Source organism: Kosakonia oryzendophytica, assembly GCF_900094925.1.
Taxonomy (GTDB): Bacteria; Pseudomonadota; Gammaproteobacteria; order Enterobacterales; family Enterobacteriaceae; genus Kosakonia; species Kosakonia oryzendophytica.
On record NZ_FMAY01000014.1, the window covers coordinates 15,877 to 41,818 of the forward strand.

26 protein-coding genes and 1 tRNA gene are annotated in these 25,942 nt (G+C 54.5%); 14 read left to right on the top strand and 13 right to left on the bottom strand.

Annotated features, from left to right (window positions below):
* The first annotated feature begins 6 nt into the window (after nt 1-6).
* From GA0061071_RS19640 to GA0061071_RS19665, 6 genes are all read left to right on the top strand, one after another.
* Nucleotides 7-711, top strand: coding sequence for a YggS family pyridoxal phosphate-dependent enzyme (locus GA0061071_RS19640; RefSeq protein WP_061493210.1), 705 nt, complete (start codon nt 7-9; stop codon nt 709-711).
* 18 nt (nt 712-729) lie between these two features.
* Nucleotides 730-1,296 (top strand): YggT family protein, encoded by a 567-nt coding sequence (locus tag GA0061071_RS19645; RefSeq protein ID WP_088238387.1) that lies wholly within the window; start codon nt 730-732, stop codon nt 1,294-1,296.
* Complete coding sequence (gene yggU, locus GA0061071_RS19650) at nt 1,293-1,583, top strand: DUF167 family protein YggU (RefSeq protein WP_061493208.1); 291 nt, start codon at nt 1,293-1,295, stop codon at nt 1,581-1,583. Before GA0061071_RS19645 ends, yggU begins: the two co-directional genes overlap by 4 nt.
* 8 nt (nt 1,584-1,591) lie before the next feature.
* Complete coding sequence (locus GA0061071_RS19655) at nt 1,592-2,185, top strand: XTP/dITP diphosphatase (RefSeq protein WP_088238388.1); 594 nt, start codon at nt 1,592-1,594, stop codon at nt 2,183-2,185.
* Nucleotides 2,178-3,314 (top strand): radical SAM family heme chaperone HemW, encoded by a 1,137-nt coding sequence (gene hemW, locus GA0061071_RS19660; RefSeq protein WP_088238389.1) that lies wholly within the window; start codon nt 2,178-2,180, stop codon nt 3,312-3,314. The genes GA0061071_RS19655 and hemW overlap by 8 nt, the downstream gene beginning before the upstream one ends.
* A gap of 74 nt (nt 3,315-3,388) precedes the next feature.
* Nucleotides 3,389-3,775: an endonuclease domain-containing protein gene (locus GA0061071_RS19665; RefSeq protein WP_061493205.1), complete on the top strand. Its 387-nt coding sequence runs from the start codon at nt 3,389-3,391 to the stop codon at nt 3,773-3,775.
* A 195-nt stretch (nt 3,776-3,970) separates the two neighbouring features.
* Here GA0061071_RS19665 and GA0061071_RS19670 read toward each other — a convergent pair whose 3' ends face one another.
* The 3 genes from GA0061071_RS19670 to trmB are packed head-to-tail and all read right to left on the bottom strand — an operon-like array spanning nt 3,971 to nt 5,792.
* The gene (locus GA0061071_RS19670; RefSeq protein WP_061493204.1) at nt 3,971-4,690 is read right to left on the bottom strand and encodes a YggN family protein; all 720 of its coding nucleotides are present in this window, start codon (nt 4,688-4,690) and stop codon (nt 3,971-3,973) included.
* Between the two features lie 56 nt (nt 4,691-4,746).
* Complete coding sequence (locus GA0061071_RS19675; protein ID WP_061493203.1) at nt 4,747-5,073, bottom strand: YggL family protein; 327 nt, start codon at nt 5,071-5,073, stop codon at nt 4,747-4,749.
* Nucleotides 5,073-5,792 (bottom strand): tRNA (guanosine(46)-N7)-methyltransferase TrmB, encoded by a 720-nt coding sequence (trmB, locus tag GA0061071_RS19680; RefSeq protein WP_061493202.1) that lies wholly within the window; start codon nt 5,790-5,792, stop codon nt 5,073-5,075. Before trmB ends, GA0061071_RS19675 begins: the two co-directional genes overlap by 1 nt.
* A gap of 142 nt (nt 5,793-5,934) precedes the next feature.
* On the opposite strand from trmB, the gene mutY reads away from it, so the two are divergent.
* The 4 genes from mutY to GA0061071_RS19700 all read left to right on the top strand — a co-directional run bounded on the left by mutY (nt 5,935) and on the right by GA0061071_RS19700 (nt 9,979).
* Nucleotides 5,935-6,984 carry an A/G-specific adenine glycosylase gene (gene mutY, locus GA0061071_RS19685; RefSeq protein ID WP_170933848.1) on the top strand — a complete coding sequence of 350 codons (1,050 nt, stop codon included), beginning with the start codon at nt 5,935-5,937 and terminating at the stop codon, nt 6,982-6,984.
* A 26-nt stretch (nt 6,985-7,010) separates the two neighbouring features.
* Entirely contained in the window at nt 7,011-7,286 is a 276-nt protein-coding gene (locus GA0061071_RS19690) for an oxidative damage protection protein (RefSeq protein WP_061493200.1), read from the top strand.
* 109 nt (nt 7,287-7,395) lie between these two features.
* Nucleotides 7,396-8,478 carry a membrane-bound lytic murein transglycosylase MltC gene (mltC, locus tag GA0061071_RS19695; RefSeq protein WP_061493199.1) on the top strand — a complete coding sequence of 361 codons (1,083 nt, stop codon included), beginning with the start codon at nt 7,396-7,398 and terminating at the stop codon, nt 8,476-8,478.
* Nucleotides 8,479-8,725: 247 nt separating this feature from the next.
* A complete protein-coding gene (locus GA0061071_RS19700; protein ID WP_061493198.1) occupies nt 8,726-9,979 on the top strand; it encodes a nucleoside permease in 1,254 nt (417 codons plus the stop codon).
* An 85-nt stretch (nt 9,980-10,064) separates the two neighbouring features.
* Here the strand turns inward: GA0061071_RS19700 and citG are convergent, their stop codons facing one another.
* Genes citG through GA0061071_RS19740 form a run of 8 tightly spaced genes read right to left on the bottom strand, consistent with a single transcriptional unit; the run spans nt 10,065 to nt 17,414 of the window.
* Nucleotides 10,065-10,895 (bottom strand): triphosphoribosyl-dephospho-CoA synthase CitG, encoded by an 831-nt coding sequence (gene citG, locus GA0061071_RS19705; RefSeq protein ID WP_088238390.1) that lies wholly within the window; start codon nt 10,893-10,895, stop codon nt 10,065-10,067.
* Entirely contained in the window at nt 10,873-11,412 is a 540-nt protein-coding gene (citX, locus tag GA0061071_RS19710) for a citrate lyase holo-[acyl-carrier protein] synthase (RefSeq protein WP_061493196.1), read from the bottom strand. The genes citG and citX overlap by 23 nt, the downstream gene beginning before the upstream one ends.
* Nucleotides 11,409-12,935 (bottom strand): citrate lyase subunit alpha, encoded by a 1,527-nt coding sequence (citF, locus tag GA0061071_RS19715; RefSeq protein WP_088238391.1) that lies wholly within the window; start codon nt 12,933-12,935, stop codon nt 11,409-11,411. The genes citX and citF overlap by 4 nt, the downstream gene beginning before the upstream one ends.
* A gap of 10 nt (nt 12,936-12,945) precedes the next feature.
* Nucleotides 12,946-13,821, bottom strand: coding sequence for a citrate (pro-3S)-lyase subunit beta (gene citE / locus GA0061071_RS19720; RefSeq protein WP_061493194.1), 876 nt, complete (start codon nt 13,819-13,821; stop codon nt 12,946-12,948).
* A complete protein-coding gene (gene citD, locus GA0061071_RS19725; protein WP_061493193.1) occupies nt 13,818-14,111 on the bottom strand; it encodes a citrate lyase acyl carrier protein in 294 nt (97 codons plus the stop codon). The genes citE and citD overlap by 4 nt, the downstream gene beginning before the upstream one ends.
* 17 nt (nt 14,112-14,128) lie before the next feature.
* A complete protein-coding gene (gene citC, locus GA0061071_RS19730) occupies nt 14,129-15,148 on the bottom strand; it encodes a [citrate (pro-3S)-lyase] ligase (protein ID WP_061493192.1) in 1,020 nt (339 codons plus the stop codon).
* 16 nt (nt 15,149-15,164) lie between these two features.
* Entirely contained in the window at nt 15,165-16,028 is an 864-nt protein-coding gene (locus tag GA0061071_RS19735; protein ID WP_061493191.1) for a fumarylacetoacetate hydrolase family protein, read from the bottom strand.
* Nucleotides 16,029-16,049: 21 nt separating this feature from the next.
* Nucleotides 16,050-17,414, bottom strand: a complete 1,365-nt coding sequence (locus GA0061071_RS19740; protein WP_061493190.1) for a 2-hydroxycarboxylate transporter family protein — start codon at nt 17,412-17,414, stop codon at nt 16,050-16,052.
* Between the two features lie 335 nt (nt 17,415-17,749).
* Between GA0061071_RS19740 and GA0061071_RS19750 the strand changes: the two genes are divergently transcribed.
* Nucleotides 17,750-19,387, top strand: coding sequence for an ATP-binding protein (locus GA0061071_RS19750; RefSeq protein WP_061493188.1), 1,638 nt, complete (start codon nt 17,750-17,752; stop codon nt 19,385-19,387).
* Nucleotides 19,377-20,069, top strand: a complete 693-nt coding sequence (locus tag GA0061071_RS19755) for a response regulator (protein ID WP_061493187.1) — start codon at nt 19,377-19,379, stop codon at nt 20,067-20,069. Before GA0061071_RS19750 ends, GA0061071_RS19755 begins: the two co-directional genes overlap by 11 nt.
* A 93-nt stretch (nt 20,070-20,162) precedes the next feature.
* On the opposite strand, the gene GA0061071_RS19760 is transcribed toward GA0061071_RS19755, so the two are convergent.
* A complete protein-coding gene (locus tag GA0061071_RS19760) occupies nt 20,163-22,298 on the bottom strand; it encodes an ornithine decarboxylase (RefSeq protein WP_061493186.1) in 2,136 nt (711 codons plus the stop codon).
* A 401-nt stretch (nt 22,299-22,699) separates the two neighbouring features.
* On the opposite strand from GA0061071_RS19760, the gene GA0061071_RS19765 reads away from it, so the two are divergent.
* On the top strand, nt 22,700-23,416 hold the full coding sequence (locus GA0061071_RS19765; RefSeq protein WP_088238392.1) for a DUF554 domain-containing protein: 717 nt from the start codon (nt 22,700-22,702) through the stop codon (nt 23,414-23,416).
* A 105-nt stretch (nt 23,417-23,521) separates the two neighbouring features.
* Nucleotides 23,522-23,597: transfer RNA gene (locus tag GA0061071_RS19770), tRNA-Phe, on the top strand.
* Nucleotides 23,598-24,049: 452 nt separating this feature from the next.
* On the opposite strand, the gene GA0061071_RS23500 is transcribed toward GA0061071_RS19770, so the two are convergent.
* A partial coding sequence (locus GA0061071_RS23500) for a thioesterase domain-containing protein (RefSeq protein ID WP_209446746.1) occupies nt 24,050-25,942 on the bottom strand: 1,893 nt, incomplete at its 5' end.

The window sequence follows — 25,942 nt, forward strand, 5'->3', positions numbered from 1 at the left end:
GGAATCATGAACGATATCGCGCATAACCTGGCACATGTCCGGGACAAAATCTCCGCTGCGGCGACGAACTGCGGCCGTGCTCCAGAGGAAGTTGTTTTACTTGCCGTGAGCAAAACCAAACCTGCGAGCGCCATCGCAGAGGCTATTGACGCCGGGCAACGTGCCTTTGGCGAAAACTATGTTCAGGAAGGGGTGGATAAAATCCGCCATTTTCAGGAAGCTGGCGTTGAAGGTCTGCAATGGCACTTTATCGGTCCATTACAGTCCAATAAAAGTCGTCTGGTTGCCGAGCATTTTGACTGGTGCCATACCGTCGATCGGCTGCGTATTGCCAGTCGGTTAAGCGAGCAGCGTCCGGCAACGCTTGCACCACTGAACGTGCTGATTCAAATCAACATCAGCGACGAGCAGAGCAAATCCGGCATCGCGCTCAGCGAGTTGGATGCGCTGGCGGCGCAGGTTGTGGAATTACCGGGCATCCGCCTGCGCGGGTTGATGGCAATTCCTGCGCCGGAAACGGAGTATCAGCGACAGTTTGCCGTCGCGCAGCAAATGGCGGTAGCATTTGAGACGCTGAAAACCCGCTATCCAACGGTGGATACGCTGTCGTTGGGCATGACAGACGATATGGCCGCCGCCATTGCGGCTGGCAGTACCATGGTGCGCATCGGAACGGCCATTTTTGGTGCGCGCGATTACACAAAAAATTAAGGAAAACTGAGGAACGCCATGAAGACGTTGACTTTCCTGCTCTCGACGGTCATTGAACTCTATACGATGGTTCTGCTGTTGCGCGTCTGGATGCAGTGGGCACGCTGCGATTTTTACAACCCGTTCTCGCAGTTCGTGGTGAAAGCCACACAGCCGATTGTCGGGCCACTACGCCGCATTCTGCCGTCGCTTGGGCCGATTGACAGCGCGTCGCTGTTGATAGCCTTTGTTCTGAGTTTTATCAAAGCGATCGTGCTGTTTATGGTGGTGACCTTCCAGCCGATTATCTGGATCTCCGCCCTGCTGATTTTACTGAAAACCGTCGGCCAGATGGTTTTCTGGGTATTACTGGTGATGGCGATTATGAGCTGGATCAGCCAGGGACGCAGTCCGGTGGAATACGCATTAATGCAATTGACCGAACCGTTGCTGCGCCCAATCCGTAATCTCCTGCCCGCAATGGGCGGGATCGATTTCTCGCCAATGGTGCTGGTGCTGCTACTGTATGTCATCAATATGGGGGTTGCCGAAGTGCTGCAATCCACAGGCAATATCCTGCTGCCGGGGCTGTGGATGGCGCTATGAGTGCCGTGCTCGTTTGCGAAGACGGGCTGATTTTGCGGCTGTATATTCAGCCGAAAGCCAGCCGGGACAGTATCATCGGGTTGCATGGCGACGAACTGAAAGTCGCCATCACCGCCCCGCCAGTGGACGGCCAGGCCAATGCTCACCTGGTTAAGTATCTCGCAAAGCAGTTCCGCGTAGCCAAAAACCAGGTCGTGATTGAAAAAGGCGAACTGGGCCGCCACAAACACATTAAAATCACTCATCCGCAACAGATCCCGACGGAAGTCGCGGCGCTGATAAATTAGGATCCGCTATGCAAAAAGTTGTCCTCGCTACCGGTAATGCCGGTAAAGTGCGCGAGCTTGCCTCGCTGCTCAATGATTTCGGCCTTGATGTGGTAGCGCAAACCACACTGGGCGTAGACTCAGCAGAAGAAACCGGGCTGACGTTTATTGAAAACGCGATCCTGAAGGCCCGCCACGCGGCACAACTTACTGGCTTACCGGCCATTGCCGATGACTCTGGGTTGGCGGTTGACGCACTTGGCGGCGCGCCGGGTATCTATTCCGCACGCTATTCCGGTGTTGACGCCAGCGATCAGCAGAACCTCGAAAAGCTCCTTGAAGCCCTGAAAGATGTCCCGGATGCTCAACGTCAGGCACAATTTCACTGTGTACTGGTCTATATGCGCCATGCAGAGGATCCGACTCCGCTGGTGTGCCACGGTACCTGGCCGGGCGTTATTGCCCGCCAGCCTGCGGGTAACTGCGGCTTTGGCTACGATCCGGTGTTCTTTGTCCCTTCCGAGGGCAAAACCGCTGCGGAACTGACCCGCGAAGAAAAAAGCGCCATTTCCCACCGTGGACAGGCGTTGAAACTGTTACTGGAAGCGTTACGTAATGGCTGATTTGCCACCTCTGAGCCTTTATATTCACATTCCCTGGTGCGTGCAGAAATGCCCGTACTGCGATTTCAATTCCCATGCGCTCAAAGGGGAAGTCCCGCACGATGACTATGTGCAGCATCTGCTGTGCGATCTGGATGCCGATGTTCCCCTGGCGCAGGGGCGAGAAATAAAGACCATTTTTATTGGCGGCGGCACGCCGAGCCTGTTGTCCGGCCCGGCGATGCAAACGTTGCTGGATGGCGTGCGTGCCAGGCTTCCGCTGGCTGCCGATGCGGAAATCACCATGGAGGCCAATCCTGGCACCGTCGAAGCGAATCGCTTCGTCGACTACCAGCGCGCTGGTGTCAACCGTATCTCCATTGGTGTGCAGAGCTTTAGCGAAACCAAACTCCAGCGCCTTGGACGTATCCACGGCCCGGAAGAAGCCAAACGGGCGGCGCACCTGGCCTGTGGGCTGGGATTGCGCAGCTTTAATCTCGATTTAATGCACGGTTTACCGGATCAGTCGCTGGAAGAGGCGCTGGACGATCTGCGCCAGGCCATTGCGCTTAACCCGCCGCACCTCTCCTGGTATCAGCTTACCATCGAGCCCAATACGCTATTTGGCTCTCGCCCGCCGGTCCTGCCGGATGACGATGCGCTGTGGGATATTTTTGAGCAAGGCCATCAGATCCTCACTGCTGCCGGGTATCAGCAATATGAAACCTCGGCCTATGCCAAACCGGGTTATCAGTGCGAGCACAATCTCAATTACTGGCGTTTTGGCGACTATCTGGGCATTGGCTGCGGCGCGCACGGCAAAGTGACCTTCCCGGACGGGCGCATTATGCGAACCGCGAAGACGCGCCATCCCCGCGGTTATATGCAGGGAAACTATCTGGATAAGCAGCACGACGTGGAAACAGCGGACAAACCGTTCGAGTTCTTTATGAACCGTTTCCGCCTGCTTGAGCCCGCACCGCGCGCTGAGTTCTCTCGTTATACCGGCTTAAGCGAAAGTACGATCCGTGCCCAGTTGGATCGCGCGCTGGCGCTCAATTATCTGACCGAGTGTGATGACTACTGGCAGATAACCGAGCACGGCAAGCTGTTTTTAAACTCGCTACTTGAGCTTTTCCTTGCTGAGTAATCTCTCTGGAAAACGGTTCGCAAAACGCTCATCACGTTCTGTTAGCGCAAGGAGAGCGCTGACAGAATGGCGGGATGGAAAAGATCACACATGCCCGCGCCCTTCGCAAAGCATTAACGCCACAGGAGCGCCAACTGTGGCGACAATTACGTAGCCGTCGTTTTGCCTGTTATAAGTTCCGTCGCCAGCATCCGATTGGCCCATGGATCGTCGATTTCGCGTGCTGCGAGGCTCGTCTGGTTATTGAACTGGATGGTGGGCAACATGAAGAACAACGTGGATACGATAACCGCAGAACACGCTGGCTGGAAGCTGAGGGCTGGAAGGTGCTGCGTTTCTGGAATAATGAGCTGGCGAGGAATGAGGAAGGGGTGATGATGAGAATTCTGGACGTATTGCAGGTGCTTTTACCCTCACCCCGGCCCTCTCCCTGGAAGGGAGAGGGAGAAAAACAGCGCTGACAGCCCGTCCCCAGGCAGAAAATCCGCACCTGACGGTCCCCTCTTCCCCCCGAGAGAAAAACCTGCACCAGACAGTCCCCTCTCCCCTTTGGGGAAAAACCCGCACCAGACAGTCTCCTCTATCCTCGGGGGAGAAAATCGGCACCAAATAGTCCCCTCTCCCCTTTGGGGAGAGGGTTAGGGTGAGGGGAAAGATTACTTCAGACCCGCTGTTAACGCTTTGCGGCTCTCTTCCAACGACACCACACGCTGGCACACATCTTTGCCAAATTGCTGGAAATCCGCTTCCTGGTTATTCCACTCATTCTGGATAGCAGTCTGTAAACCACCAAGGCTACCCAACACACCCTGTAACGGATTACCGCCGCCTTTTAGCACCGCTTTGGCACCCATCTCATTAATACTGTCCTGCAAAATACCGCCCATCGCCTGATTCACCAGTTGCTGACCGTTGGCACGCACCTCATCAATCGCTTTATAGTGGAACGTGAGCCCGTCACTACGGTGCTCAATAATGCGATTCATCTGCTCTTTCAGTTGCGCGTCCAGTTTGGTCAGACGACTGCGCATGCTGCTGCTCTCGCCAACTTCTTTAACGATGATTTTATCCAGTGCCGTACGGCCTTTCTCCACACGGCTGCGTGCGCCTTCATCAATCCACGGCAGCGCATGACGCAGATCGGCCTGATAATCTTTCGCCTGTTCACGCTGAGCAGCACTCAGCGAAGGCTGCTTACCGTTGAACATGACATTGCCATCCGGCGTAATCACCAGATTGCCGTTTTCCCCTTTTACCTGCACGGATTGCGGGCTGAGGATCACATCGTCACGTGGGGTCACGCTACATTGATAATCCGCCTGAGCGGCAAAAGCGGTAAACACCAGCGTTGCCGCTAGCAGCGTTTTGCGCATCATAAAAAAACTCCTGTAGAGACAAAACGGGCCAGCTAATGCTGGCCCCTTATGCATGCTTAGTCCCACCAAACGTCGAAAAGTTCGCTGATGCGCACCTCATCCAGTTTGCGGTCCTCAAGCCATTTACGCACGATGGCCTGGTGCTCTTCGGTGCACTTGCCCACTTCTTGCAGACAAATCAGCCCGTCCCAGGCCAGGTAACCGCTGCCGTCAAACGCCAGTTTGTTCGGCTCAATCACTTCCTGAATAAAATCATCGACGGTTTTATCGATTTGCTCTTCACTGGTGCCTTCCGGGAAACGCCACGCGACGGAGAAACCCAGTTCCTGGAATTCGTCGATATGCATTTTTTTACGCAAGCGACGGCTGCGGTTTGTTGCCATTATTTCACCCTCTCGAACATTAAGTCCCATACGCCGTGACCAAGACGATGGCCACGCTGTTCAAATTTCGTCACCGGGCGCGACTCGGGGCGCGGCACATAATCACTCGTCGCCGACAGGTTTTTATACCCATCAATAGAAGACATGACCTCGAGCATATGTTGCGCATAGGCTTCCCAATCGGTCGCCATATGAAACACGCCGCCGGGTTTCAGCTTACTTTTCACCAGTTCAGCAAACGGTACCTGAACGATGCGGCGTTTATTATGACGCGCTTTATGCCACGGGTCAGGAAAAAAGAGCTGCACCATATTTAAAGAATTGTCAGGGATCATTTTGTGCAGCACTTCGACCGCGTCATGGCACATCACCCGTAGGTTTTCCACGCCCTCTTCGTGAGCGGAAGAGAGGCACGCGCCAACGCCCGGCGAATGCACTTCAATACCGAGGAAATTCTGCTCCGGGCGGATTTTCGCCATCTCCACCAGCGAAGCGCCCATGCCGAAACCGATCTCCAACGTCACCGGCGCGGTGCGGCCAAACAGCGCGGCAAAATCCAGCGGCTGTTCAGTGAACTCAACGCCCATCACCGGCCAGTAGTTTTCCAGCGCGTGCTGCTGCCCTTTAGTCAGGCGGCCCTGGCGACGGACAAAGCTGCGAATTCGGCGCAGCGGGCGACCGTTTTCATCAAATTCCGGTGAAATGACGTCGTTATTCATAAAGTTTTCTGCTTGTGAGAGTGTTCAGGAAACGGGCATTATCCAAAGTTCATCGCACGATGCAAGCACCGGAAAGTTCCGGTTTACAGTCTGCTGCCGCTGTGCTGCAATCTTGGCCCCTGATAACGCGATTCTGGTGACCATGCAAGCGTCTCAATTTTCAGCCCAGGTTCTGGACTGGTACGACAAATACGGGCGAAAAACTCTGCCCTGGCAAATTGAAAAAACGCCTTACAAAGTATGGCTGTCGGAAGTGATGTTGCAACAAACACAGGTCGCAACCGTTATTCCCTATTTCCAGCGATTTATGGCGCGCTTCCCCACGGTAACCGATCTGGCGAACGCGCCGCTGGATGAAGTACTGCATCTGTGGACCGGTCTCGGTTACTACGCCCGCGCCCGCAATCTGCACAAAGCCGCGCAGCAGGTGGCTAACCGGCACGGCGGTTATTTTCCTGAAACGTTTGACGAGGTTGCCGCCCTGCCAGGCGTTGGTCGCTCAACGGCAGGTGCGATTCTCTCTTTGTCGCTGGGCAAACACTTTCCTATTCTTGACGGTAACGTAAAACGCGTGCTGGCGCGCTGCTATGCCGTGGAGGGCTGGCCGGGCAAAAAGGACGTGGAAAAACGCCTGTGGGATTTGAGCGCCCAGGTGACGCCAGCCCATGGCGTAGAGCGTTTTAACCAGGCGATGATGGATCTCGGCGCAATCGTCTGTACGCGCTCAAAACCGAAGTGCGAGCTCTGCCCGCTGCAAACCGGTTGCGAGGCGTATGCCGCCCATTCATGGGCGCAGTATCCGGGTAAAAAGCCGAAACAGACGCTTCCTGAACGCACCGGTTACTTCCTGTTGATGCAGCACGAAGGTGAGGTCTATCTTGAACAGCGCCCACCAAGCGGTCTGTGGGGCGGTTTGTTCTGTTTTCCGCAGTTCAGTGATGAAGCCGCCCTGCGTGACTGGCTGGCGCAAAGAAGCATTCCTGCGGATAATCTCAGCCAACGGGTAGCATTTCGCCATACGTTTAGCCATTTCCATCTGGATATTGTGCCTATGTGGCTTGATGTGTCCTCGTTCTCGTCTTGCATGGATGAAGGCGCGGGTCTTTGGTATAACTTAGCGCAACCGCCGTCGGTCGGTCTGGCGGCCCCAGTGGAACGCCTGATACAGCAATTACGCGCAGGCGCTTTATAGCGCTGGCGCATGAAAGAGGATGACTTATGAGCAGAACCATTTTTTGTACCTTCCTGCAACGCGAAGCAGAAGGACAAGACTTCCAGCTCTATCCGGGCGATCTGGGTAAACGTATTTATAACGAGATCTCAAAAGAGGCCTGGAAGCAGTGGCAGCAGAAACAAACCATGCTGATCAACGAGAAAAAACTCAACATGATGAATGCGGAGCACCGCAAGTTGCTGGAAGAGGAGATGGTGAATTTCCTTTTCGAAGGCAAAGATGTGCACATTGAAGGCTATACGCCGCCAGAAAAAAAATAAGCGTCTGCACGCTCACCACGGCTGGCAATGTCGCTAAATCATGGGAAGACATTGCCCGCAAGCGAGCGTCACTGGCGCGGTTAAACCCACACAACTGCATCCCGGAATGATGAAAAAATTTTTAGCGCTCGCCCTGATTGCGCCGTTGCTGATTTCGTGTTCCAGCTCTAAAAAAGCAGGCGAAGACTATAACGAAGCCTGGATCAAAGACACCAACGGTTTTGACATTTTGATGGGGCAGTTTGCCCATAATATTGAGAATTTATGGGGGTTTAACGAAGTCCTTATTGCAGGGCCGAAGGACTACGTTAAATACACCGACCAGTACCAGACGCGAAGCCATATTAACTTCGACGCCGGGACAATCACTGTTGAAACCATTGCCGGTACCGAACCGGCCGCACATCTGCGCCAGGCGATCATCAAAACCCTGCTGATGGGCGACGACCCCGGCTCTATCGACCTCTACTCCGACGTTGACGATATCCCCATCTCCAAAGAACCGTTCTTGTATGGCCAGGTGCTGGATAACAACGGCGAAGCCATTCGCTGGCAGTGGCGCGCTGTGCGCTTTGCCGATTATTTGCTGCAAACTCGCATGAAAAGCCGCAGCAACGGTTTACGCGTGATCTACAGCGTCACCATCAATCTGGTGCCAAACCACCTCGATAAGCGTGCGCACAAATACGTGGGTATGGTACGCCAGGCGGCACGGAAATATGGCGTGGAAGAGTCACTGATTCTGGCGATTATGCAGACCGAATCCTCATTTAACCCGTATGCGGTCAGCCGTTCCGATGCGCTGGGATTGATGCAGGTCGTGCAGCACAGCGCCGGGAAAGATGTGTTCCGTGCGCAGGGGAAATCCGGTACACCGGACAGAAACTATCTGTTTGATCCGCAAAGCAACATTGATACCGGTACTGCCTACCTGGCGATGCTGAACAATATTTATCTTTCCGGCATCACTAACCCAACATCACGCCGTTATGCGGTGATCACCGCCTATAACGGCGGCGCAGGTAGCGTGTTGCGCGTCTTCTCCAGTGATAAGGTGCAGGCGGCAAATATCATTAACAGCATGACGCCGGGGGATGTTTACGAAACCCTGACCAGCCGCCATCCGTCCGCGGAATCCCGCCGTTACCTCTATAAAGTGAATACGGCGCAGAAGACATACCGCCGCAATTAACTCCCTTCACCTTATGCCTCTTTCACGCATCACGCGGAAAGAGGCATAAGCGTTACCTTTGAGAGATGCAAACGGTTGCGTAAAATTGTGACATACGTCACCATATGGAATTGCAATCAGAGGAAGTTTGCATTTTTATGTCGGGCGTAACAAATTCACCACGCCGTCGATGATAGAATCCTGACACATAACAAAAGCAATTGTGCCCATTCCAACACCTAACCGTCTCCTTTGTGAGGAAATTAGCATGAATCTTAAGCTGCAGCTGAAAGTCATTATCTTTCTGCAGTTCTGCCTGTGGGGTAGCTGGCTGACTACACTTGGCTCTTATATGTTCGTCACCCTGAAATTTGAGGGTGCGGAAATCGGCGCCGTTTACAGCTCGCTGGGTATTGCCTCTCTGCTGATGCCAACGCTGCTCGGTATCATTGCGGATAAATGGCTGAGTGCAAAATGGGTTTACGCCCTTTGCCACCTGGTCGGGGCGATCACGCTGTTTATCGCTGCAGGTGTGACGACGCCGGGGGCTATGTTTGCCATTATTCTGCTCAACTCGCTGGCCTATATGCCAACGCTGGGCCTGGTAAACACCATCTCCTACTTCCGTTTGCAATCCGCCGGTCACGACATCGTGACAGAGTTCCCGCCAATTCGTATCTGGGGCACCATTGGCTTTATCCTGGCAATGTGGGCGGTGAGCTTCTCAGGTTTCGAACTGAGCCATATGCAGCTCTATATCGGCGCTGCGCTGTCGCTGCTGCTGAGCCTGATCTCTCTGACGTTACCGCACATTCCGGTGGCAAAAAGCAAAGAGAAACAGACCTGGGTGGAAATGCTCGGCCTGAACGCGTTTGCGCTGTTTAAAAACAAGCGCATGGCGATTTTCTTTATCTTCTCGATGCTGCTGGGCGCCGAGTTGCAGATCACCAACATGTTCGGCAACACCTTCCTGCACAGTTTCGATGCTAACCCGCTGTTTGCCAACAGCTTTATCGTGACCCATGCCTCGGTCATGATGTCGATTTCGCAGATTTCCGAAACCGCCTTCATCCTGGCTATTCCGTTCTTTATGAGCCGCTACGGCATTAAGAACGTCATGATGATCAGTATTTTCGCCTGGGTGCTGCGTTTTGGCCTGTTCGCCTTCGGCGACCCGACGCCGTTCGGTACCGTACTGCTGGTGCTGTCGATGATCGTGTACGGCTGTGCATTCGACTTCTTCAACATCTCTGGCTCCGTATTTGTGGAGAAAGAAGTCAGCCCGGCCATCCGCGCCAGTGCACAGGGTATGCTGCTGATGATGACCAACGGTTTCGGTTGCATCCTCGGCGGTATGGTGAGCGGTAAAGTGGTGGAGATTTACACCACTGCAGGCGTGACCGACTGGAAAACCGTATGGTTGATTTTCGCCGGTTATTCGCTGGTACTGGCGTTCGCGTTCATCACGATGTTTAAGTACAAACACGTGCGCGAACCGGCAGGCGTCGCGCAAAAAGCGTAAGACAAAAAACCCGGCCTGAGCGCCGGGTTTTTTATTGGCCTGTTGCCGGATGATGGCCTCGCCCTATTCCTCCGGCAAAAACAGCTTAAGGGAGCGATGCCAGCACATACGCGACGGCCAGTAAGTCCGCGCTACCGCCGGGGCTTAAGCGCCTCGCCATCAACGCATTATCCATTTCCCGCAGGGAATCGCTATTCCACGAGGTCGCCAGCAATGCGGCCGCATAATCCTGTACATAACGCAGCCCTGCCATACCCCCACGCGATACCAGATTGCTGTCGGCGTTGGCGGCCATCAGGCGCAGCAGCGCGTTGTGCAAGCGGCGCTCCCCTTGTTCCTGATGCCAGAACGGCAATACCGCGCGTCGTACGGTGATAAAGCCCTGTTCAACTTCTCCGCGAGCCCCGGTCAGGCCATAGGCATGAAATTGCTTCTCGCCAGCGGTGGCTGCTTGCGGTCGCGCCATCAGCTCACGCGCCACCAGGCCACGACAAATTTCACTGACCTGACGGCACAATGCATCAGCGCTAACCACTCGGTTTTGCCCCTGCAAGCGCCCGGCAGCGAAACATAACAACCCTAGCGAAAAGATGCCGCCTTTATGGGTATTCACCCCGTTTGTGGCGCTGAGCATGGCCTGTTCACAGGCGATGCCCTGAGGTCGTAACAGGCGTAACTGCTCGCTGGCGGGTTTATGGGCATGTGCTTGCCCAGCCTGCATAAACGCGGAAAACCAGGGCGTGATAGCCGCAATGCTCTTCACAAACAGAGCGTGGTCCATATCCTGGTGCGAGCCGGAATTCGCTCTGTCCACCAGCCCCGGTTTCGGGGTTAAATCCAGTTCAATACGCAACGCCCGCGCGGCAAGCGTGGGCACATCGTCTTGTTGGGGGTTAGTCGCGAGCAAACCAGCCATCAATCAATCTCTCTACACGCCCGACCACATCCTCAACCGGATGGCGACGAGAGCGTGCGCAGCCGTGTGCAGGCTCGTCGCATACCAGGCAGCGGCGCGTGTTCAGATCCAGCGAATGTCGGCCAACTTGTCCGTTGTCCGGGCAAAAAACATCAAAATCCCACAATCTACCCAGCGGATGCGTTTGCTCCATCTCCACGCAGCAAGCTTTGATTTCCACCGCCGGATGCGCCACGCACCACAAGGCTTCTGCGCCGGTTGGCAACCACAGCACCTGTCTGTCCAGCACGTTCCAGCGATGCTGCCACAGCAACTGGTCGCAGGCTTGCAACGCCACCCCCATGGTATTGCGATAGCGGATACTGTCTTTAACCGCGCCGGGCGTCACCAGCGTCAGCGAAATAACCGGTTGTTGATAGTGAGCGAGCCAGTCAGCCTGACGCGCCGCGCGGCTATCTTTCGCCGCCAGCAGCGCTTCAAGGCTGACGCCCGCTCTCACGGGCGTCAGTGTGGTCATTGATTTTCCTCTTTAACCTGACGGACAACGTCAATCACGCTGCCGTCGCGGTAGCGGATCACCCCGACGATACGGTCGGTAAAGGCGATCGGTTTCGGTTCACCGGTCAGGGAGATGGCACGTTGATAAAGCGCGTCGATATCCACGATTTTCAGTCCAGCCGCCAGCAGGCGTTCGCGAATTTCCGGGCGCGCCGGGTTAACGGCAATTCCGTGGTCGGTCACCAGCACATCGATGCTTTCCCCTGGTGTCAGCAGTGTGGTTACCCGTTTTACCACGGTCGGGATACGGCTACGCAGCAGAGGCGCAACCACAATGGTCAGGTTTGCCGCTGCAGCCACATCACAGTGACCACCGGACGCGCCACGCATCACACCATCGGAACCAGTAATTACGTTAACGTTAAAATCGACGTCAATTTCTAGCGCGCTGAGAATCACCACATCCAGTTGATCGCAGCTTGCCGCTTTACCACCGGGGTTGGCGTAGACGTTGGTGGAGATTTCCACATGGTTCGGGTTACGACGCAGTGATGCCGCCGCTTCGCTGTCAAAGCACTGGGTATCCAGCAGTTTTTCGATTAACCCTTTTTCATGCAGATCCACCAGGCTACCGGTGATACCGCCAAGCGCAAAACGGGCTTTCACACCGTGGCGCTCCATTTTCTCTTCCATAAAGCGGGTCGCTGCGGTGGACGCCGCACCGGACCCCGTCTGCATGGAGAAGCCGTCTTTGAAATAGCCGGAGTGTTCAATCACATCGGCGGCATAACGAGCGATCATCAGTTCACGCGGGTTACTGGTCACACGGGCTGCACCCACGCTGATTTTGGCCGGATCGCCAACGCTCTCCACCTGAACGATCAGATCCACCTGATTCTGACTGAGGCTTGCCGGCATATTCGGGAACGGCACCAGCTCTTCGGTCAGCAACACCACTTTTTTGGCGAACTGCGCATCCACCATCGCGTAACCCAACGAGCCGCAGGACGATTTGCCCTGCGTACCGTTGGCATTACCAAATTCGTCGCTGCACGGTACGCCAAGGAAAGCGACATCGATGTTCAGCTCACCGTCCTGCAACAATTTCACGCGACCACCGTGGGAGTGAATTTGTACCGGTTCGTCCATCAGCCCGTGGGAGATAGCATCTGCCAGCTTGCCGCGCATACCGGAGGTATAAATCCGGGTGATCACGCCATTCTGAATATGCTCGATCAGCGCATCGTTACAGGTCATCAGTGAACTGGAGGCCAGCGTCAGGTTTTTAAAACCCAGACGCGCCAACGTCGCCACCACGTTATTGATCACGCGGTCGCCTTCGCGAAACGCATGATGGAAAGAGATCGTCATACCGTCTTTCAGGCCGCTGCGGGCAATGGCATCTTCCAGCGTGGCGCAGAGTTTACGCGTATGTTTGCTGTTAACGTCCGCCAGCCACGGCGTGGCGGCATGGGCGCTCTCAAAGGGTTTTAAATCACGCAGATGGGGGAAATTAACGTGAAGAAGCTCTGTTTGATTCATTGTTCTGTCCTTAATGACGCACGCCGGACGCAGCCGCACGTTCCAGCACCATCTGCGCGTGATTAATAATGGGGGCGTCGATCATTTTGCCGTTCAGCGATACAACACCAAGGCCGTTGCGTTCACCCTCTTCCGCCGCTTCGATAACCCGTTTAGCATGGTCAACTTCCTGCTGGGTGGGGGCATAGGCGTTGTGCAGCAGGTCGATCTGACGCGGGTTAATCAACGACTTACCGTTAAAGCCCATTTTGCGGATCAGGTCGACTTCACGCAGGAAACCGGCTTCGTCATTCACGTCTGACCACACCACGTCAAAGGCATCAATACCGGCGGCGCGGGCAGCATGCAGTACGGCGCAACGCGCGTAGAACAGCTCAGTGCCGTCGCCACGTTCGGTTTGCATATCCATCACATAGTCAAACGCCGCCAGCGCAATGCCGATCAAACGTTGAGAACTACGGGCAATGGCCACAGCATTGATAACGCCGATAGCGGACTCAATTGCCGCCATCACACGTGTGGAGCCCACTTCGCGGCCGCACGCCAGCTCGATGCGTTCCAGATGGCGTTCCAGTTCGTAGATATCTTCCGGGGTGTCGGTCTTCGGTAAGCGCACCACATCCACCCCGGCGCGAACGACGGCTTCCAGATCCGGCAAACCGAACGGCGTGTTCAGTGGGTTAATGCGCACCACGGTTTCAATGTCCTGGTACATCGGGTGTTGCAGCGCATGAAATACCAGCAGACGCGCCGTGTCTTTTTCACGCAGAGCGACAGCGTCTTCCAGATCGAACATGATCGAATCCGGGCGGTAGATAAACGCGGTGGAGAGCATGGCGGCGTTAGCGCCTGGCAGAAACAGCATGCTACGACGAAGTTTTTTCACAGCAGTTTCCCCCAGTCAATTTCAGTGCCTTCAGCGGCACGCAGGATAGCGCTTTGCAGACGGGCGCGAATAACGCAATCCAGCGCGCCTTTATCTTCAATAATCACCAGCCCCTGATGGACGTCCATCGCGCGTAACGTGGCATTGACCACCTGGCGGATTTGATCGCCAAACTGCTTAATCACTTCGCTGTGCACAACGACTTCCAGCTCGCCCGCAGTCGGGGCTATTTTCACCATCAGGTCGCTGGACTCCATGGTCCCGGCCAGCGCCTCCCTCACAATTTTCATAATGACATTCCTGATTTTTAAGCGACTTCCGCGCTGTAATGGGATTCAAGGTGCGCGAAAGTGGTATCCGGTACGATTTCCCGAATGCGGGAAAACTGGTGTGTTTTGAGTAAACGGCGAACTTCCGAGGCGGAGATGGCATTGCCGGTGGCTTTAATGCGCGGAATTTCCACCACCTCCACGACGCCTGCCAGCAGCTGATGCATGGTTTGGTTGTACTGGCGGGTGATATCGCAAAACGGCTCGCTGCCGATAAAGCGGTGGGTAATCCCCAGCGCCGGGGCGATATAATTGCGGAAGATAAGCAGATCGATTTCGCTCCACGCCTGCTGCACTTTGCCGGTCTCTTTCAGGAAGTAGGCCGGGAAGGTGGCGCGGGAAATAATGTACTGAGAGCCTTCATGCACGGTGACGTTCGCCAAATGCGACACGCCTGCTTTCACCATTTTTAAGCGTGCGGCAAAGGGAAAGAACGAAGCGTCTTCACGCACCACAAACAGGTGCAGCCAGTCGCACGCCTGCGCAGCCTGCTCGACCAGATGGCGATGCCCAAGGGTAAAAGGATTGGCGTTCATCACAATCGCGCCAATACGCTTTCCCGGCATGCGATCTGCCTGCAACGTGCGGCAATAGCGCTGAATCCCTGACGGCGTGTTTTCCATCAGAATGGCATTATTGCCGCTCTGCGCAACAGGCCAGAATCCGCTGTGCTGAAAGCGCTCCCGGTTACAGGGGCGAGTGCACAGAAACAGATGAAAGTGGCCGCGCGCCAGCGCCAGGTGTTCAACTTCTGCCAGGAGTTGCGCGCTGAGGTTCTCACCGCGCATCTCTTCATCTACTGCCACGCACTTGATGACGTTGTCGGCCAGGCCCGCACAACCCACCAGTCGGTTTCCCGACCAGGCTTCAACGAAAGTGGTGATATCGTGGTCCATACCTAAGCCGCTGTCAGCGAGCAACGTGCGGATAGAGGCCAGCCGTTGAGTATTGCCGTTGACTTCCGCTACGCGGAAGTCGATGGGGGGTCGTGCTTGCATGGTGTTGCCTTCGTCCTTAGTGCGCCGCCGTCAGCGCATGCGCTGGCGCATCGATAATCACATTGCTGAGGTGACCGATATTCTCGATTTCCACTTCAATGCGATCGCCCGCTTTCATGAACAGCGGCGGGTTACGTTTTTTGCCGACGCCGCCCGGTGAACCGGTGATGATGACGTCGCCTGGCGTCAGGCTGGTGAAGGTACTGATGTACTCGATAAGCTCGGCCACCTTATGGATCATGCTGGCGGTGTTGTCGTCCTGCACCATACGGCCATTCAGCCAGGTACGGATAGCAAGCGCATGCGGATCCGGGATCTCATCCGCGGTGGTCATCCACGGGCCAAACGCGCCTGTCTGCCGCCAGTTTTTGCCTGCGGTAAACCAGGTGTGCTGCCAGTCACGTGCGGAACCATCCATATAGCAGCTATAACCCGCCACATGACTTAACGCCGTCTCGCGGGAAATATTTTCACCACCTTTACCCATGATCACCGCCAGTTCGCCTTCGTAGTCGAATTCGCTGGAGTGACGCGGTTTAAGCACCGGTGCGTTATGCCCGGTCTGCGAGTCGGCAAAGCGGACAAACAGCGTCGGTGCCGGGTTGTGCTGATCAAATTCTTTGCGTTTTTCGGCGTAGTTCATGCCAACACAGAGAATTTTGCCGGGGTTATCGATCACGGGCAGAAAATCGAGATCATCGAAGCGGAGTTCCGGTGCTTCACCGACAAACTGCTGTGCCTCGTTCAGCGCGTTGGCCGCGAGCAGTGATTTCAAATCACCGTAACGATCGCCCAGGCGCTTACCCAGATTGATGACGCCATCAGCCTTGACGATGCCGTAGCTACGGATCCCCTGATGGACAAAGCTTGCGAGTTTCATATCAGTTCCTGTAATGCTTAATCAAACGAGGAAATTGCCAAGGACCAGCAGTGACACCGACACGTTGATCGCGCCGCCAATACGGGTCGCAATCTGTGCAAACGGCATCAGGCTCATGCGGTTACCCGCCGTCAGGATGGCAACATCCCCTGTCCCGCCCTGACCGCTCTGGCAGCAGGAAACGATGGCCACATCAATAGGATGCATGCCAATCTTTTTACCCACGAAGAAGCCAGTCGTAACCAGTGCGGAAACGGTACTCACGATCACCAGCAAGTTGTCGATGGTGAAAGCGTGAACCAGTTCTTCCCACGGCGTGATCGCCACGCCAACCGCGAAGAGAATCGGATAGGTGACCGAGGTCTGGAAGAATTTGTACACCACCTGAGAGCCTTCCAGCAGGCGCGGAGAAACGCCATGTACCAGCTTGATCAGGACAGCAACAAACAGCATGCCGACCGGTGCAGGCAGGCCAATCAGTTTGTGGCCAAGCATGCCGATCATGTACAGCAGTACTGCCAACAGTGCGCCAGCTGCAATAGTGGTCACATCGGTTTTGCCGGAGAATGCCGGTGCCGCCGGAGCCTGTTCATCACCGTTGCTGCGGTTAGGCATCAGTTGGCCTTCACCGGTCAAATGTGGGAAGCGTTTACCGAGCTGGTTCAGACAACCAGAGATAATGATGGCAGTCAGGCCACCCAGCATTACCATTGGCAGTACACGACCCAGTGCAACACCCTGATCCATATGCAGCAGCGTGGCGTAACCAATAGAGAGCGGAATCGCCCCTTCACCCACACCACCGGCCATGATCGGCAGAATAATAAAGAAGAAGATCTGGAACGGTTCCATACCGAGCATCAGGCCAACGCCCATGCCTACCAGCATGCCAACAATTTCACCGCACAGCATCGGGAAGAAGATACGCAGGAAACCCTGAATCAGGGTGGTGCGGTTCATGCTCATGATGCTGCCGACAATGATGCAGCAGATATAGAGATAGAGGATGTTGGTGGATTTATAGAACTTGGTGGTAGATTCCACGACCACGTCCGGCAGCAGACCGTAATAGACCATCGCCGAAGGAATAAAGGTTGCGCAAATCGCCGCAGCGCCCAGCTTACCGATGATCGGCAAACGCTTACCGAATTCACCACAGGCAAAGCCGAAGAACGCCAGCGTAGCGACCATCACCACGATATCGCTGGGAAGCTTGCCGCCCAGACAGTCAATCGCAATCAACGCACCCGCCAGCAGGAATAACGGCAGTGGAATAATCCCTACCTTCCAGGTATCCATAATGTGCCACCACTTATCTTTAAGTGATGTTTTTTGAATCGCCAGCGATTCAGAGGTAACAGAAAATGAATCGTCAGTTGTGCTCATAATTAAGCCCCTTGGTTATTTTGTGCGTACAGACTAAAGGGCTAAACACACACTTTATGTGAGGAGCTGCATAATAAAATTGGAGTTTTAATGGCGCCTATGGTTTTTATGGTTTCTTTTATTTTGTGTGATTTAAGCCTTAATAATGCGCGTGGTTTTTATGGTTTTTATATATAGAAATACAACTTAATAACATTTCCCAAAAAGAATATTTAACAGGCCGTTTTTCAGCGTCAGCGCTTGCTGTGCAAGGGATCACAAGTTTCCAGTAAACTGCGTACGGCAGCAAAAAAAGATGGTACATTGGCGCATTGTTAGCTGCTGTGCGTACCGTCATGAAAGTATCCTTTCAAATCAAACTTTTTATTTCGCTGGTGCTTTTCTTCTCCGGCCTTTTTGCCTTGCTGGGGGTTTATTATTACAAGGATGTCGGTCGTCAGCTATACCAGGAAATGAGCGTCAGAGCAAAAATACAAGCTGAAGAAATAGCGATTATTCCGAATTTACGCAAGGCCGTTGCTGAAAAAGATATTCCGGCAATTACCCAGTTTATGCATCAGGTAGTATCCCACAGTGACGCCAGCTTTATTGTTATCGGTGATAATAAGGGCCTGCATTTATTTCACTCGGTGCATGCCAATGTTGTGGGTAAGACGCTGATAGGCGGCGATAACGAAGAAGTGCTGCGAGGTTTAACTACCACCACGATCCGCAAAGGAGGCTTAGGTATTTCCCTGCGCAGTAAAGCGCCGATATTCGACGATAACGGGCAGGTCGTGGGAATTGTTTCCGTGGGATATCTGACCAGCTATCTGGATACTATTACGCTTGGCAAAGCGATCAATATTTTTATTGCTGCCGTGTTGCTGCTCGTCGCGCTCTTTATCTTTTCCTGGTTTTTCACCCGCGGAATTAAAAAACAGATCTTCTCGCTGGAACCGCGGGAAATTGGTCTGTTAGTGCGCCAGCAAAAAGCAATGATGGAGTCCATTTATGAAGGGGTGATCGCCGTCGACAGCGAACTGCGCATTGAGGTGATAAACCAGGCCGCGCGCAAACTGTTGGGACTGAGCCAACCTACCCGTGCCCTGCGCGGACTGGCCATTGGCGACGTGATTGCACCGGTGCCCTTTTTCACCCGCACGGTGATGCTGGAGCACGACACCCACGATGAGATCTGCTGTTTTAACACCTTAACAGTGATCGCCAGTCGGGTGCGCATTATGCTGGAGGATAAATTACAGGGCTGGGTAATCACCTTCCGCGACCGCAATGAGATAGACAGCCTCAGCGCGCAACTCAGTCAGGTTAAACGCTATGTTGATAACCTGCGCATTATGCGCCACGAGCAATTAAACCGCATGACCACACTCTCGGGTCTGCTGCATATGGAGCGTTACGACGAGGCGGTGCGTTACATTCAGGCGCAGTCTGAGCACGCGCAGGAATTGCTGGACTTTATCTCGTCGCGTTTTAGCTCGCCGACCTTATGCGGGCTGCTGTTGGGCAAAGCGGCACGCGCCCGTGAAAAAGGCGTCGAACTGGCGTTTGATCCGCTGTGCAGGATGGATCGCGCCTGTCTCGCGCTGGGGGAAGCGGAACTGATCTCGATCATCGGCAATCTGCTGGATAACGCCATTGAGGCAACGCAGCGTGCAGCGCTGCCGCACGAACCGGTGGAAGTATTGATCCTGCTGAATGAACGGGAGCTGATTATTGAAGTAGCGGATCGCGGTATCGGTATCGACCCGACTATTCGCGAGCACATTTTTGAACGCGGGATGACCACCAAACACAGTGGCGATCATGGTATTGGCCTCTATTTGATCGCCAGTTATGTGACACAGGTAGGCGGATCGATCGACGTTTCTGATAACGATCCCCGCGGTGCGATTTTTTCTTTGTTTATTCCTGAAGCGGGCAACGTACAGCGTCCCGTACCGACCCTGGAAGATCAGAATTATGCGACATGAACTGATAGACGTGCTGATAGTAGAAGATGAAAACGCGCTTGCGCAGCTTCATGCTGAACTGATCAGCAAACATCCGCGTTTACGTCTGGTGGGCATTGCCTCATCCCTTGCCGAAGCAAAGGTGTTGCTGAACAGTACGCAGCCGCAACTGGTTTTACTCGACAATTACCTGCCGGACGGTAAAGGCATTACGCTTATCAGCGATCCGCTGATTACCCGCGCCAACTGTTCGGTCATTTTTATCACCGCCGCCAGCGACATGGACACCTGTAGCCTGGCTATCCGCAACGGCGCTTTCGACTATATCCTCAAACCGGTGTCCTGGAAGCGGTTAAGCCAGTCGCTGGAGCGTTTTGTGCAATTTGCCGAGCAGCAACGGGTATGGAAAATCGTCGACCAGCAGAACGTCGACTCGCTCTATCAGCTACAGGCCAAAAACTACCGCCAGGATAACGGCAGTAAAGGTATTGAAGAGAATACGCTGGCGCTGGTGCAAAAGTTGTTTGCTGATGAGGCTGAACGTTGTTTTTCCGTTGATGAAGTGGTAAGCGAAACGGGGCTGAGTAAAACCACTACCCGACGCTACCTGGAACACTGCGTGGAGGCGGGTTTTCTGGCGGTAGAGATGCAATACGGCAAGATTGGGCATCCACGCCGTATGTACCGGCGCGTAGCCGCGTGATGATTGCCCTCTTCCCCAGGGGAGAGGATGGAAAACGGCGCCATACACATCTCCCTCTCCCCTCAGGGGAGAGGGTTGGGGTGAGGGGAAAAACTACTTCAACACATACCCGTACAAACGCTTGATCCCGTCCGCATCCGTTTCGGAATAGACGCCCTGCAATTCCGGCGAGAAGCCCGGCAACAGATTTACGCCCTCTTCCAGTGCCAGGAAATAGCGTTGCACCGCGCCACCCCATACTTCCCCCGGCACCACACACAGCACCCCCGGCGGGTACGGGAGCGCGCCTTCAGCGGCAATACGCCCTTCCGCTTCGCTGATGCGCACCAATTCCACATTGCCACGAATAAATTCGCTGTTGGCATCCTGCGGATTCATCACCACTGGGGGCAGGCTCTCTTTGCGGAACATCGCTTTTTGCAGATCTTTCACCCCGAAGCTGACATATAAATCATGCATCTCCTGGCACAGTTCGCGCAGCGTGTAATCGCGGTAGCGCACCGGATATTTGTTGAAGATGGTCGGCAGCACATCCGCCAGCGGCGTATCGTCTTCAATATGCTGTTCGAACTGACCTAGCATCGCCACCAGTTGCGCCATCTTCTCTTCGCTTTCCGCTGGTGTCAGCAGGAACAGGATTGAATTGAGATCGCACTTCTCCGGCACAATGCCGTTTTCGCGCAGGAAGTGCGCAAGAATGGTCGCCGGAATACCGAACTCTGTGTACTCGCCGGTTTCAGCATCAATACCTGGCGTGGTCAGTAGCAGCTTGCAGGGATCGACAAAGTACTGTTCCCGCGCATAGCCCTCAAACCCGTGCCATTTATCGCCCGGTTCAAAACTGAAGAAACGACGTTCGCGGGCAATATTCTCCGTAGGATGATCCTGCCACGGTCGACCGGCGATTTCTGGCGGCACAAATGGCCTGATCATTTTGCAGTTGGCGATGATCGCTTTGCGCGCTTCAATCCCCAGAGTCACGCACTCCGCCCACAGGCGGCGACCGCTCTCGCCCTGGTGAATTTTGGCGTTAACGTCCAGCGCTGCGAACAACGGGTAAAACGGACTGGTGGACGCATGCAGCATAAAGGCGTTGTTGAGCCGCTTATGCGGGCAAAAACGCGCCTGACCACGCAGGTGGTTATCTTTTTTATGGATCTGCGACGTTTGCGAGAACCCCGCCTGCTGTTTGTGCACTGACTGGGTGACGAAGATCCCCGGATCGTTTTCATTGAGCTCCAGCAGCAGCGGCGAGCAATCCGCCATCATCGGAATAAACTGCTCGTAGCCCACCCACGCGGAGTCAAACAGAATGTAATCACACAGGCTGCCGATTTTGTCGATCACCTGGCGGGCGTTGTAAATGGTGCCATCGTATGTGCCAAGCTGGATCACCGCCAGGCGGAACGGGCGCGGCTGGTTAGCTTTTTCCGGGGCGACTTCGCGGATCGCATCGCGCAGATATTTTTCATCAAAGCAATGCTCATCAATACCACCGATAAAACCAAACGGATTACGCGCGGCTTCAAGATAGATCGGCGTCGCACCCGCCTGGATCAGCGCGCCATGATGGTTGGATTTGTGGTTATTGCGGTCGAACAACACCAGGTCGCCACGCGTCAACAGCGCGTTCGTTACCACTTTGTTGGCGGCGGAAGTGCCGTTAAGCACAAAATAGGTTTTGTCAGCGTTAAACACTTTGGCGGCAAATTTTTGCGCATGCTTGGCGGATCCTTCATGGATCAACAAGTCGCCCAGTTTGACATCCGCGTTGCACATGTCGGCGCGAAAGACGTTTTCACCGAAAAAATCATAGAACTGTCGCCCGGCCGGGTGCTTTTTAAAAAACGCGCCGTGCTGATGTCCGGGGCAAGCAAAGGTGCTGTTATCCATCTCAACGTACTGGCGCAGCGTATCGAAAAAGGGTGGCAACAGATGGTCTTCATAATCGCAGGCGGCAGTTTCCAGCTCCAGCCAGTCCTGCGCTTTACCGCCGATCACTGCCGTTACACCGTCCGGCATTTCAACAGGCTCGTTAGCAAACAAGAACACCGGCAGATTAAAGCCAGTCCGTTTCAGCAACGCCAGAATGCCACTATGACTCTCCGCCACCGTCATGACGACTGCCGCCACATCCGTAAAATCGGTACTGTCCAGCGTCACGGCTTCGCGGTGAGTGGAAAGTTGGGACACCAGCTCACGGCTGACGGCAATTTTCATTGATTTCATAAGCACGAATACCCGTTTCAGGGGAGTAAAAGACCCCGGGCAAAGCGGTGGCTTCACCCAACGAACGTGTCTGACTGGGACCAGCTCCGACCGCCAGACATCAGTAAAAGCAGACAGCTTCTGATCTTACTGTTGTCCTACAGTGAGCGTACGATACCCTCACCGCATGGTGAGAGACGTAGGGGACAAAACGATACGGGCGCCCATTCGCATGCTGGCGTAAAGCGTGTGACAAACAGTGTTAATGTACGTCATCAGGCAGCCCCGTGAAGGTAGAGGAAAATTCGCGCAATCATGGCATCTTTCCCCGGGTGGTGCAACCAACGGGGCGGCTCAACCGCATAAAAATGCTATTCTGTGCGTTATCTTATTCAGTTTTATGAACATCAGGGAGAGAGGGTGTGTTAACGGGTCCCTTTATTAATGCTGCTGCCGTTTTAATCGGCGGTAGCCTCGGTGCGCTGCTCAGCCACCGTCTGCCGGAGCGCGTACGCTCTTCTATGCCATCGATATTCGGCCTCGCATCATTGGGGATCGGTGTTTTGCTGGTGATCAAGTGTGTCAACCTGCCGGTGATGGTGCTCGCCACGCTGGTCGGCACATTAATTGGCGAGCTGTGTTACGTTGAGCGCGGGATCAGCGGTGGCGTTAACGCCCTGCGCAACCTGGTGCTAAAGCGCAAAAGCGGCGAAGCCAATAGCGCGCATGAATCGTTTATTCAGAGTCTGGTGGCCATCATTATTCTGTTCTGCGCCAGCGGCACCGGGATTTTTGGCGCGATGCGCGAAGGGATGACCGGCGATCCAAGCATTCTTATCGCCAAGGCGTTTCTGGATTTCTTTACGGCGGTTATCTTTGCCACCTCGCTCGGGTTTGCCGTGGCGATCATTTGCGTACCGATGCTGGTTATTCAGCTTACGCTCGCCACCTGCGCAACACTCATCCTGCCGCTGACCACGCCCGCCATGATGGGAGATTTCACTGCTGTGGGCGGAATTTTGCTGCTGGCAACCGGGCTGCGCATTTGCGGGATTAAGATGTTTGCCGTGGCGAATATGCTGCCTGCACTGGTGATCGCCATGCCGATTTCCACACTGTGGACAGCGTTTTTTGCCTGACACGGCGTGCGTTTTCAACAAAGTGGTGATAGATTGTGCAGTCTGCAACGAATTAAAGAAATTTCGTTGACGGAGCGCGGTGAATCAGGTTTAATGCGCCCCGTTGCCCGGATAGCTCAGTCGGTAGAGCAGGGGATTGAAAATCCCCGTGTCCTTGGTTCGATTCCGAGTCCGGGCACCACTTATTTAGAGAACCCAGCCTACGGCTGGGTTTTTGCTTTCTGTTTTCCGGACTCTCCATCGAACTTCGTTCGATTATTCGCCGCAAGCGGCTCACCCCTTCGGGGCCAGCGCGACAAGCGCGCTGTTCAACGCCTGCGGCGTTAGTCCGGGTCCGGGCACCACTTATTCAGAGAACCCAGCCTACGGCTGGGTTTTTGCTTTCTGTTTTCCGGACTCTCCATCGAACTTCGTTCGATTATTCGCCGCAAGCGGCTCACCCCTTCGGGGCCAGCGCGACAAGCGCGCTGTTCAACGCCTGCGGCGTTAGTCCGGGTCCGGGCACCACTTATTCAGAGAACCCAGCCTATGGCTGGGTTTTTGCTTTTCTGCTTCCGGACTCTCCATCGAATTTCGTTCAATGATAAAAAAACCACCTCCGCGGAGGTGGTTTTGGGTGACAACAGAGGAATCTCAGTCGCGGGTCTGACTCATCACAGTTGTGATGTAATCGGCAAGCTTTGCCACAAAGGGCATGGTCAGCATGGTCATATGATTACCAGGGTTGAGCAGAGGAGTTAATCGCTCTGCATATGCAGACCATACCGCATTATGTTTTTCTCTTGCTACGCAGTCCCCCTCCTGGGCATTAATCATATGCATCACCCCGCGGTAGCGAGTCGCCGGGTAATACGACGTGTTTAAGTTCGCTTTTATGACCTGAAATACCCCCTCCAGTGCGGAAAGCGGCGTTTTGTTTGTATATAAACCGGCATCCACCAGAACCTGATGCAAATAGCCAAGTTGCTCTTTCGGTGCCAGGGGTGATAACTCTTCCCACGTCACAGGAAGAGTCCGGTTCAGCATTAAGTTATAAATATCAATCAACTTCATTATCGCCTCACGATGAGAGGCCGATTGTTTACTTCCCGGCGCCCTGCTATCAATCACAATCAGATCGGAAACGCTTTCACCCTGCGCCTGTAATTGCAGTGCAATTTCCAGCGCGATCCAGCCGCCAAACGAGTGGCCGACAACGAAGTAAGGCCCGCACGGCTGTATTTGCCGCATTGCATAAATATAGTCGCGCGCTGTCTCTTCAACCGTCAGGTGAGGCATGCGGGTAACCTCGGTTAATCCCCGGGCCTGCAATACATAAACCGGTGAGCTGACAGGCAAAAGCCCCGCAAGATCGAGAAAACTGAACGCAGACGCCCCCGCGCCGGGTATGCAAAAAAGTGGCGGCTCTGTTTTTACCCCCTCGTGCATGATCACTACCGGGTTATAGGGCGTCTGAGGCAACAGATGTGCAGACAGATACGCTGCCAATTGTGCAAGCCGGGGTTGCTGCATGATGGAGTGATGGGTTCCTCCTACCGGATGCAGTGATGAGCGCTCACCCACAATGCCGTGCCAACCACGCCATCTGTCCTCGTTTTCCTGCGTCTCTGCCGTGTACAAATTGACAGTAAAGTCTGAGGACGACGGCCTGTATTTCAGCCCGAGCGGCCTGATATAAAGCGCCGTATTTAACCGCAGCAACAGTGCTTCACAGGTCATATCGTCGGGTAACCAGCGGTGAAAAGAACAGAGGTCAACGGCTTTTTTCTCATCAATCGGTCGTTGAAGTTGCGCTAATACCGCCCGGTCGCTCTCCGGCACATAGTTGGATAAAAACGTCAGTATCATTGCATCTCTTTGTTCCGCTGCGGAAAGCGCGTCGAAAGCGCTATTCTGCAGCAAAGCGGGGTGATAACTGTCGATCATCCCGATAAAAGCAATCTCCTCCCCGCGCTGATGCAACTGACAGGCTATTTCATAACTTAGCAGCCCCCCTAATGACCAACCGCAGAGGTAATAAGGCCCATGGGGCTGAACGCGACGGATGGCTTCTGCATGGTAAGCAGCAAGCGCCTCCAGTGACGTAGGCGGATTCTCCAGAGCATACATGCCCAATGCGTGCAGCACATATACCGGGCGATCGACCTGAAGTAATGAGGCGAGAGGCGAATAAACCAGCGGATCGCCTGAAGGCTCATGCACAAAGAAAAGCGGCGGCTGAGCCCCCTCCGCGCGCAGCAGCAACGGGTTATCGTCCAAAGGAAATGTTGTGAGTTTCCCTGGGCGTTTAACGGCTACGGCAAGCTGACGCAATATCGGATGAGCAAAGAGTATTGCCAGCGAGGTTTCCATACCGGCTCGGGCCAGACGATTCAGCAACTGCACCGCCATCAGCGAGTGGCCGCCAAGCTCGAAGAAGTTGTCATGCCGCCCGACGCGCTCCAGCCCCAGCAGGTCACACCACACTGCCGCCAGTTCCCGTTCGGTCTCCCCTTCCGGCGCTTCGTACCCCTGTGTCACCACCGA

Excerpts from the sequence above, each read along its gene's own strand:
- GA0061071_RS19640 (WP_061493210.1), top strand. The coding sequence starts at position 7 with ATGAACGATATCGCGCATAACCTGGCACATGTCCGGGACAAAATCTCC.
- GA0061071_RS19645 (WP_088238387.1), top strand. The coding sequence starts at position 730 with ATGAAGACGTTGACTTTCCTGCTCTCGACGGTCATTGAACTCTATACG.
- yggU (WP_061493208.1), top strand. The coding sequence starts at position 1,293 with ATGAGTGCCGTGCTCGTTTGCGAAGACGGGCTGATTTTGCGGCTGTAT.
- GA0061071_RS19655 (WP_088238388.1), top strand. The coding sequence starts at position 1,592 with ATGCAAAAAGTTGTCCTCGCTACCGGTAATGCCGGTAAAGTGCGCGAG.
- hemW (WP_088238389.1), top strand. The coding sequence starts at position 2,178 with ATGGCTGATTTGCCACCTCTGAGCCTTTATATTCACATTCCCTGGTGC.
- GA0061071_RS19665 (WP_061493205.1), top strand. The coding sequence starts at position 3,389 with ATGGAAAAGATCACACATGCCCGCGCCCTTCGCAAAGCATTAACGCCA.
- GA0061071_RS19670 (WP_061493204.1), bottom strand. The coding sequence starts at position 4,690 with ATGATGCGCAAAACGCTGCTAGCGGCAACGCTGGTGTTTACCGCTTTT.
- GA0061071_RS19675 (WP_061493203.1), bottom strand. The coding sequence starts at position 5,073 with ATGGCAACAAACCGCAGCCGTCGCTTGCGTAAAAAAATGCATATCGAC.
- trmB (WP_061493202.1), bottom strand. The coding sequence starts at position 5,792 with ATGAATAACGACGTCATTTCACCGGAATTTGATGAAAACGGTCGCCCG.
- mutY (WP_170933848.1), top strand. The coding sequence starts at position 5,935 with ATGCAAGCGTCTCAATTTTCAGCCCAGGTTCTGGACTGGTACGACAAA.
- GA0061071_RS19690 (WP_061493200.1), top strand. The coding sequence starts at position 7,011 with ATGAGCAGAACCATTTTTTGTACCTTCCTGCAACGCGAAGCAGAAGGA.
- mltC (WP_061493199.1), top strand. The coding sequence starts at position 7,396 with ATGAAAAAATTTTTAGCGCTCGCCCTGATTGCGCCGTTGCTGATTTCG.
- GA0061071_RS19700 (WP_061493198.1), top strand. The coding sequence starts at position 8,726 with ATGAATCTTAAGCTGCAGCTGAAAGTCATTATCTTTCTGCAGTTCTGC.
- citG (WP_088238390.1), bottom strand. The coding sequence starts at position 10,895 with ATGGCTGGTTTGCTCGCGACTAACCCCCAACAAGACGATGTGCCCACG.
- citX (WP_061493196.1), bottom strand. The coding sequence starts at position 11,412 with ATGACCACACTGACGCCCGTGAGAGCGGGCGTCAGCCTTGAAGCGCTG.
- citF (WP_088238391.1), bottom strand. The coding sequence starts at position 12,935 with ATGAATCAAACAGAGCTTCTTCACGTTAATTTCCCCCATCTGCGTGAT.
- citD (WP_061493193.1), bottom strand. The coding sequence starts at position 14,111 with ATGAAAATTGTGAGGGAGGCGCTGGCCGGGACCATGGAGTCCAGCGAC.
- citC (WP_061493192.1), bottom strand. The coding sequence starts at position 15,148 with ATGCAAGCACGACCCCCCATCGACTTCCGCGTAGCGGAAGTCAACGGC.
- GA0061071_RS19735 (WP_061493191.1), bottom strand. The coding sequence starts at position 16,028 with ATGAAACTCGCAAGCTTTGTCCATCAGGGGATCCGTAGCTACGGCATC.
- GA0061071_RS19740 (WP_061493190.1), bottom strand. The coding sequence starts at position 17,414 with ATGAGCACAACTGACGATTCATTTTCTGTTACCTCTGAATCGCTGGCG.
- GA0061071_RS19750 (WP_061493188.1), top strand. The coding sequence starts at position 17,750 with ATGAAAGTATCCTTTCAAATCAAACTTTTTATTTCGCTGGTGCTTTTC.
- GA0061071_RS19755 (WP_061493187.1), top strand. The coding sequence starts at position 19,377 with ATGCGACATGAACTGATAGACGTGCTGATAGTAGAAGATGAAAACGCG.
- GA0061071_RS19760 (WP_061493186.1), bottom strand. The coding sequence starts at position 22,298 with ATGAAATCAATGAAAATTGCCGTCAGCCGTGAGCTGGTGTCCCAACTT.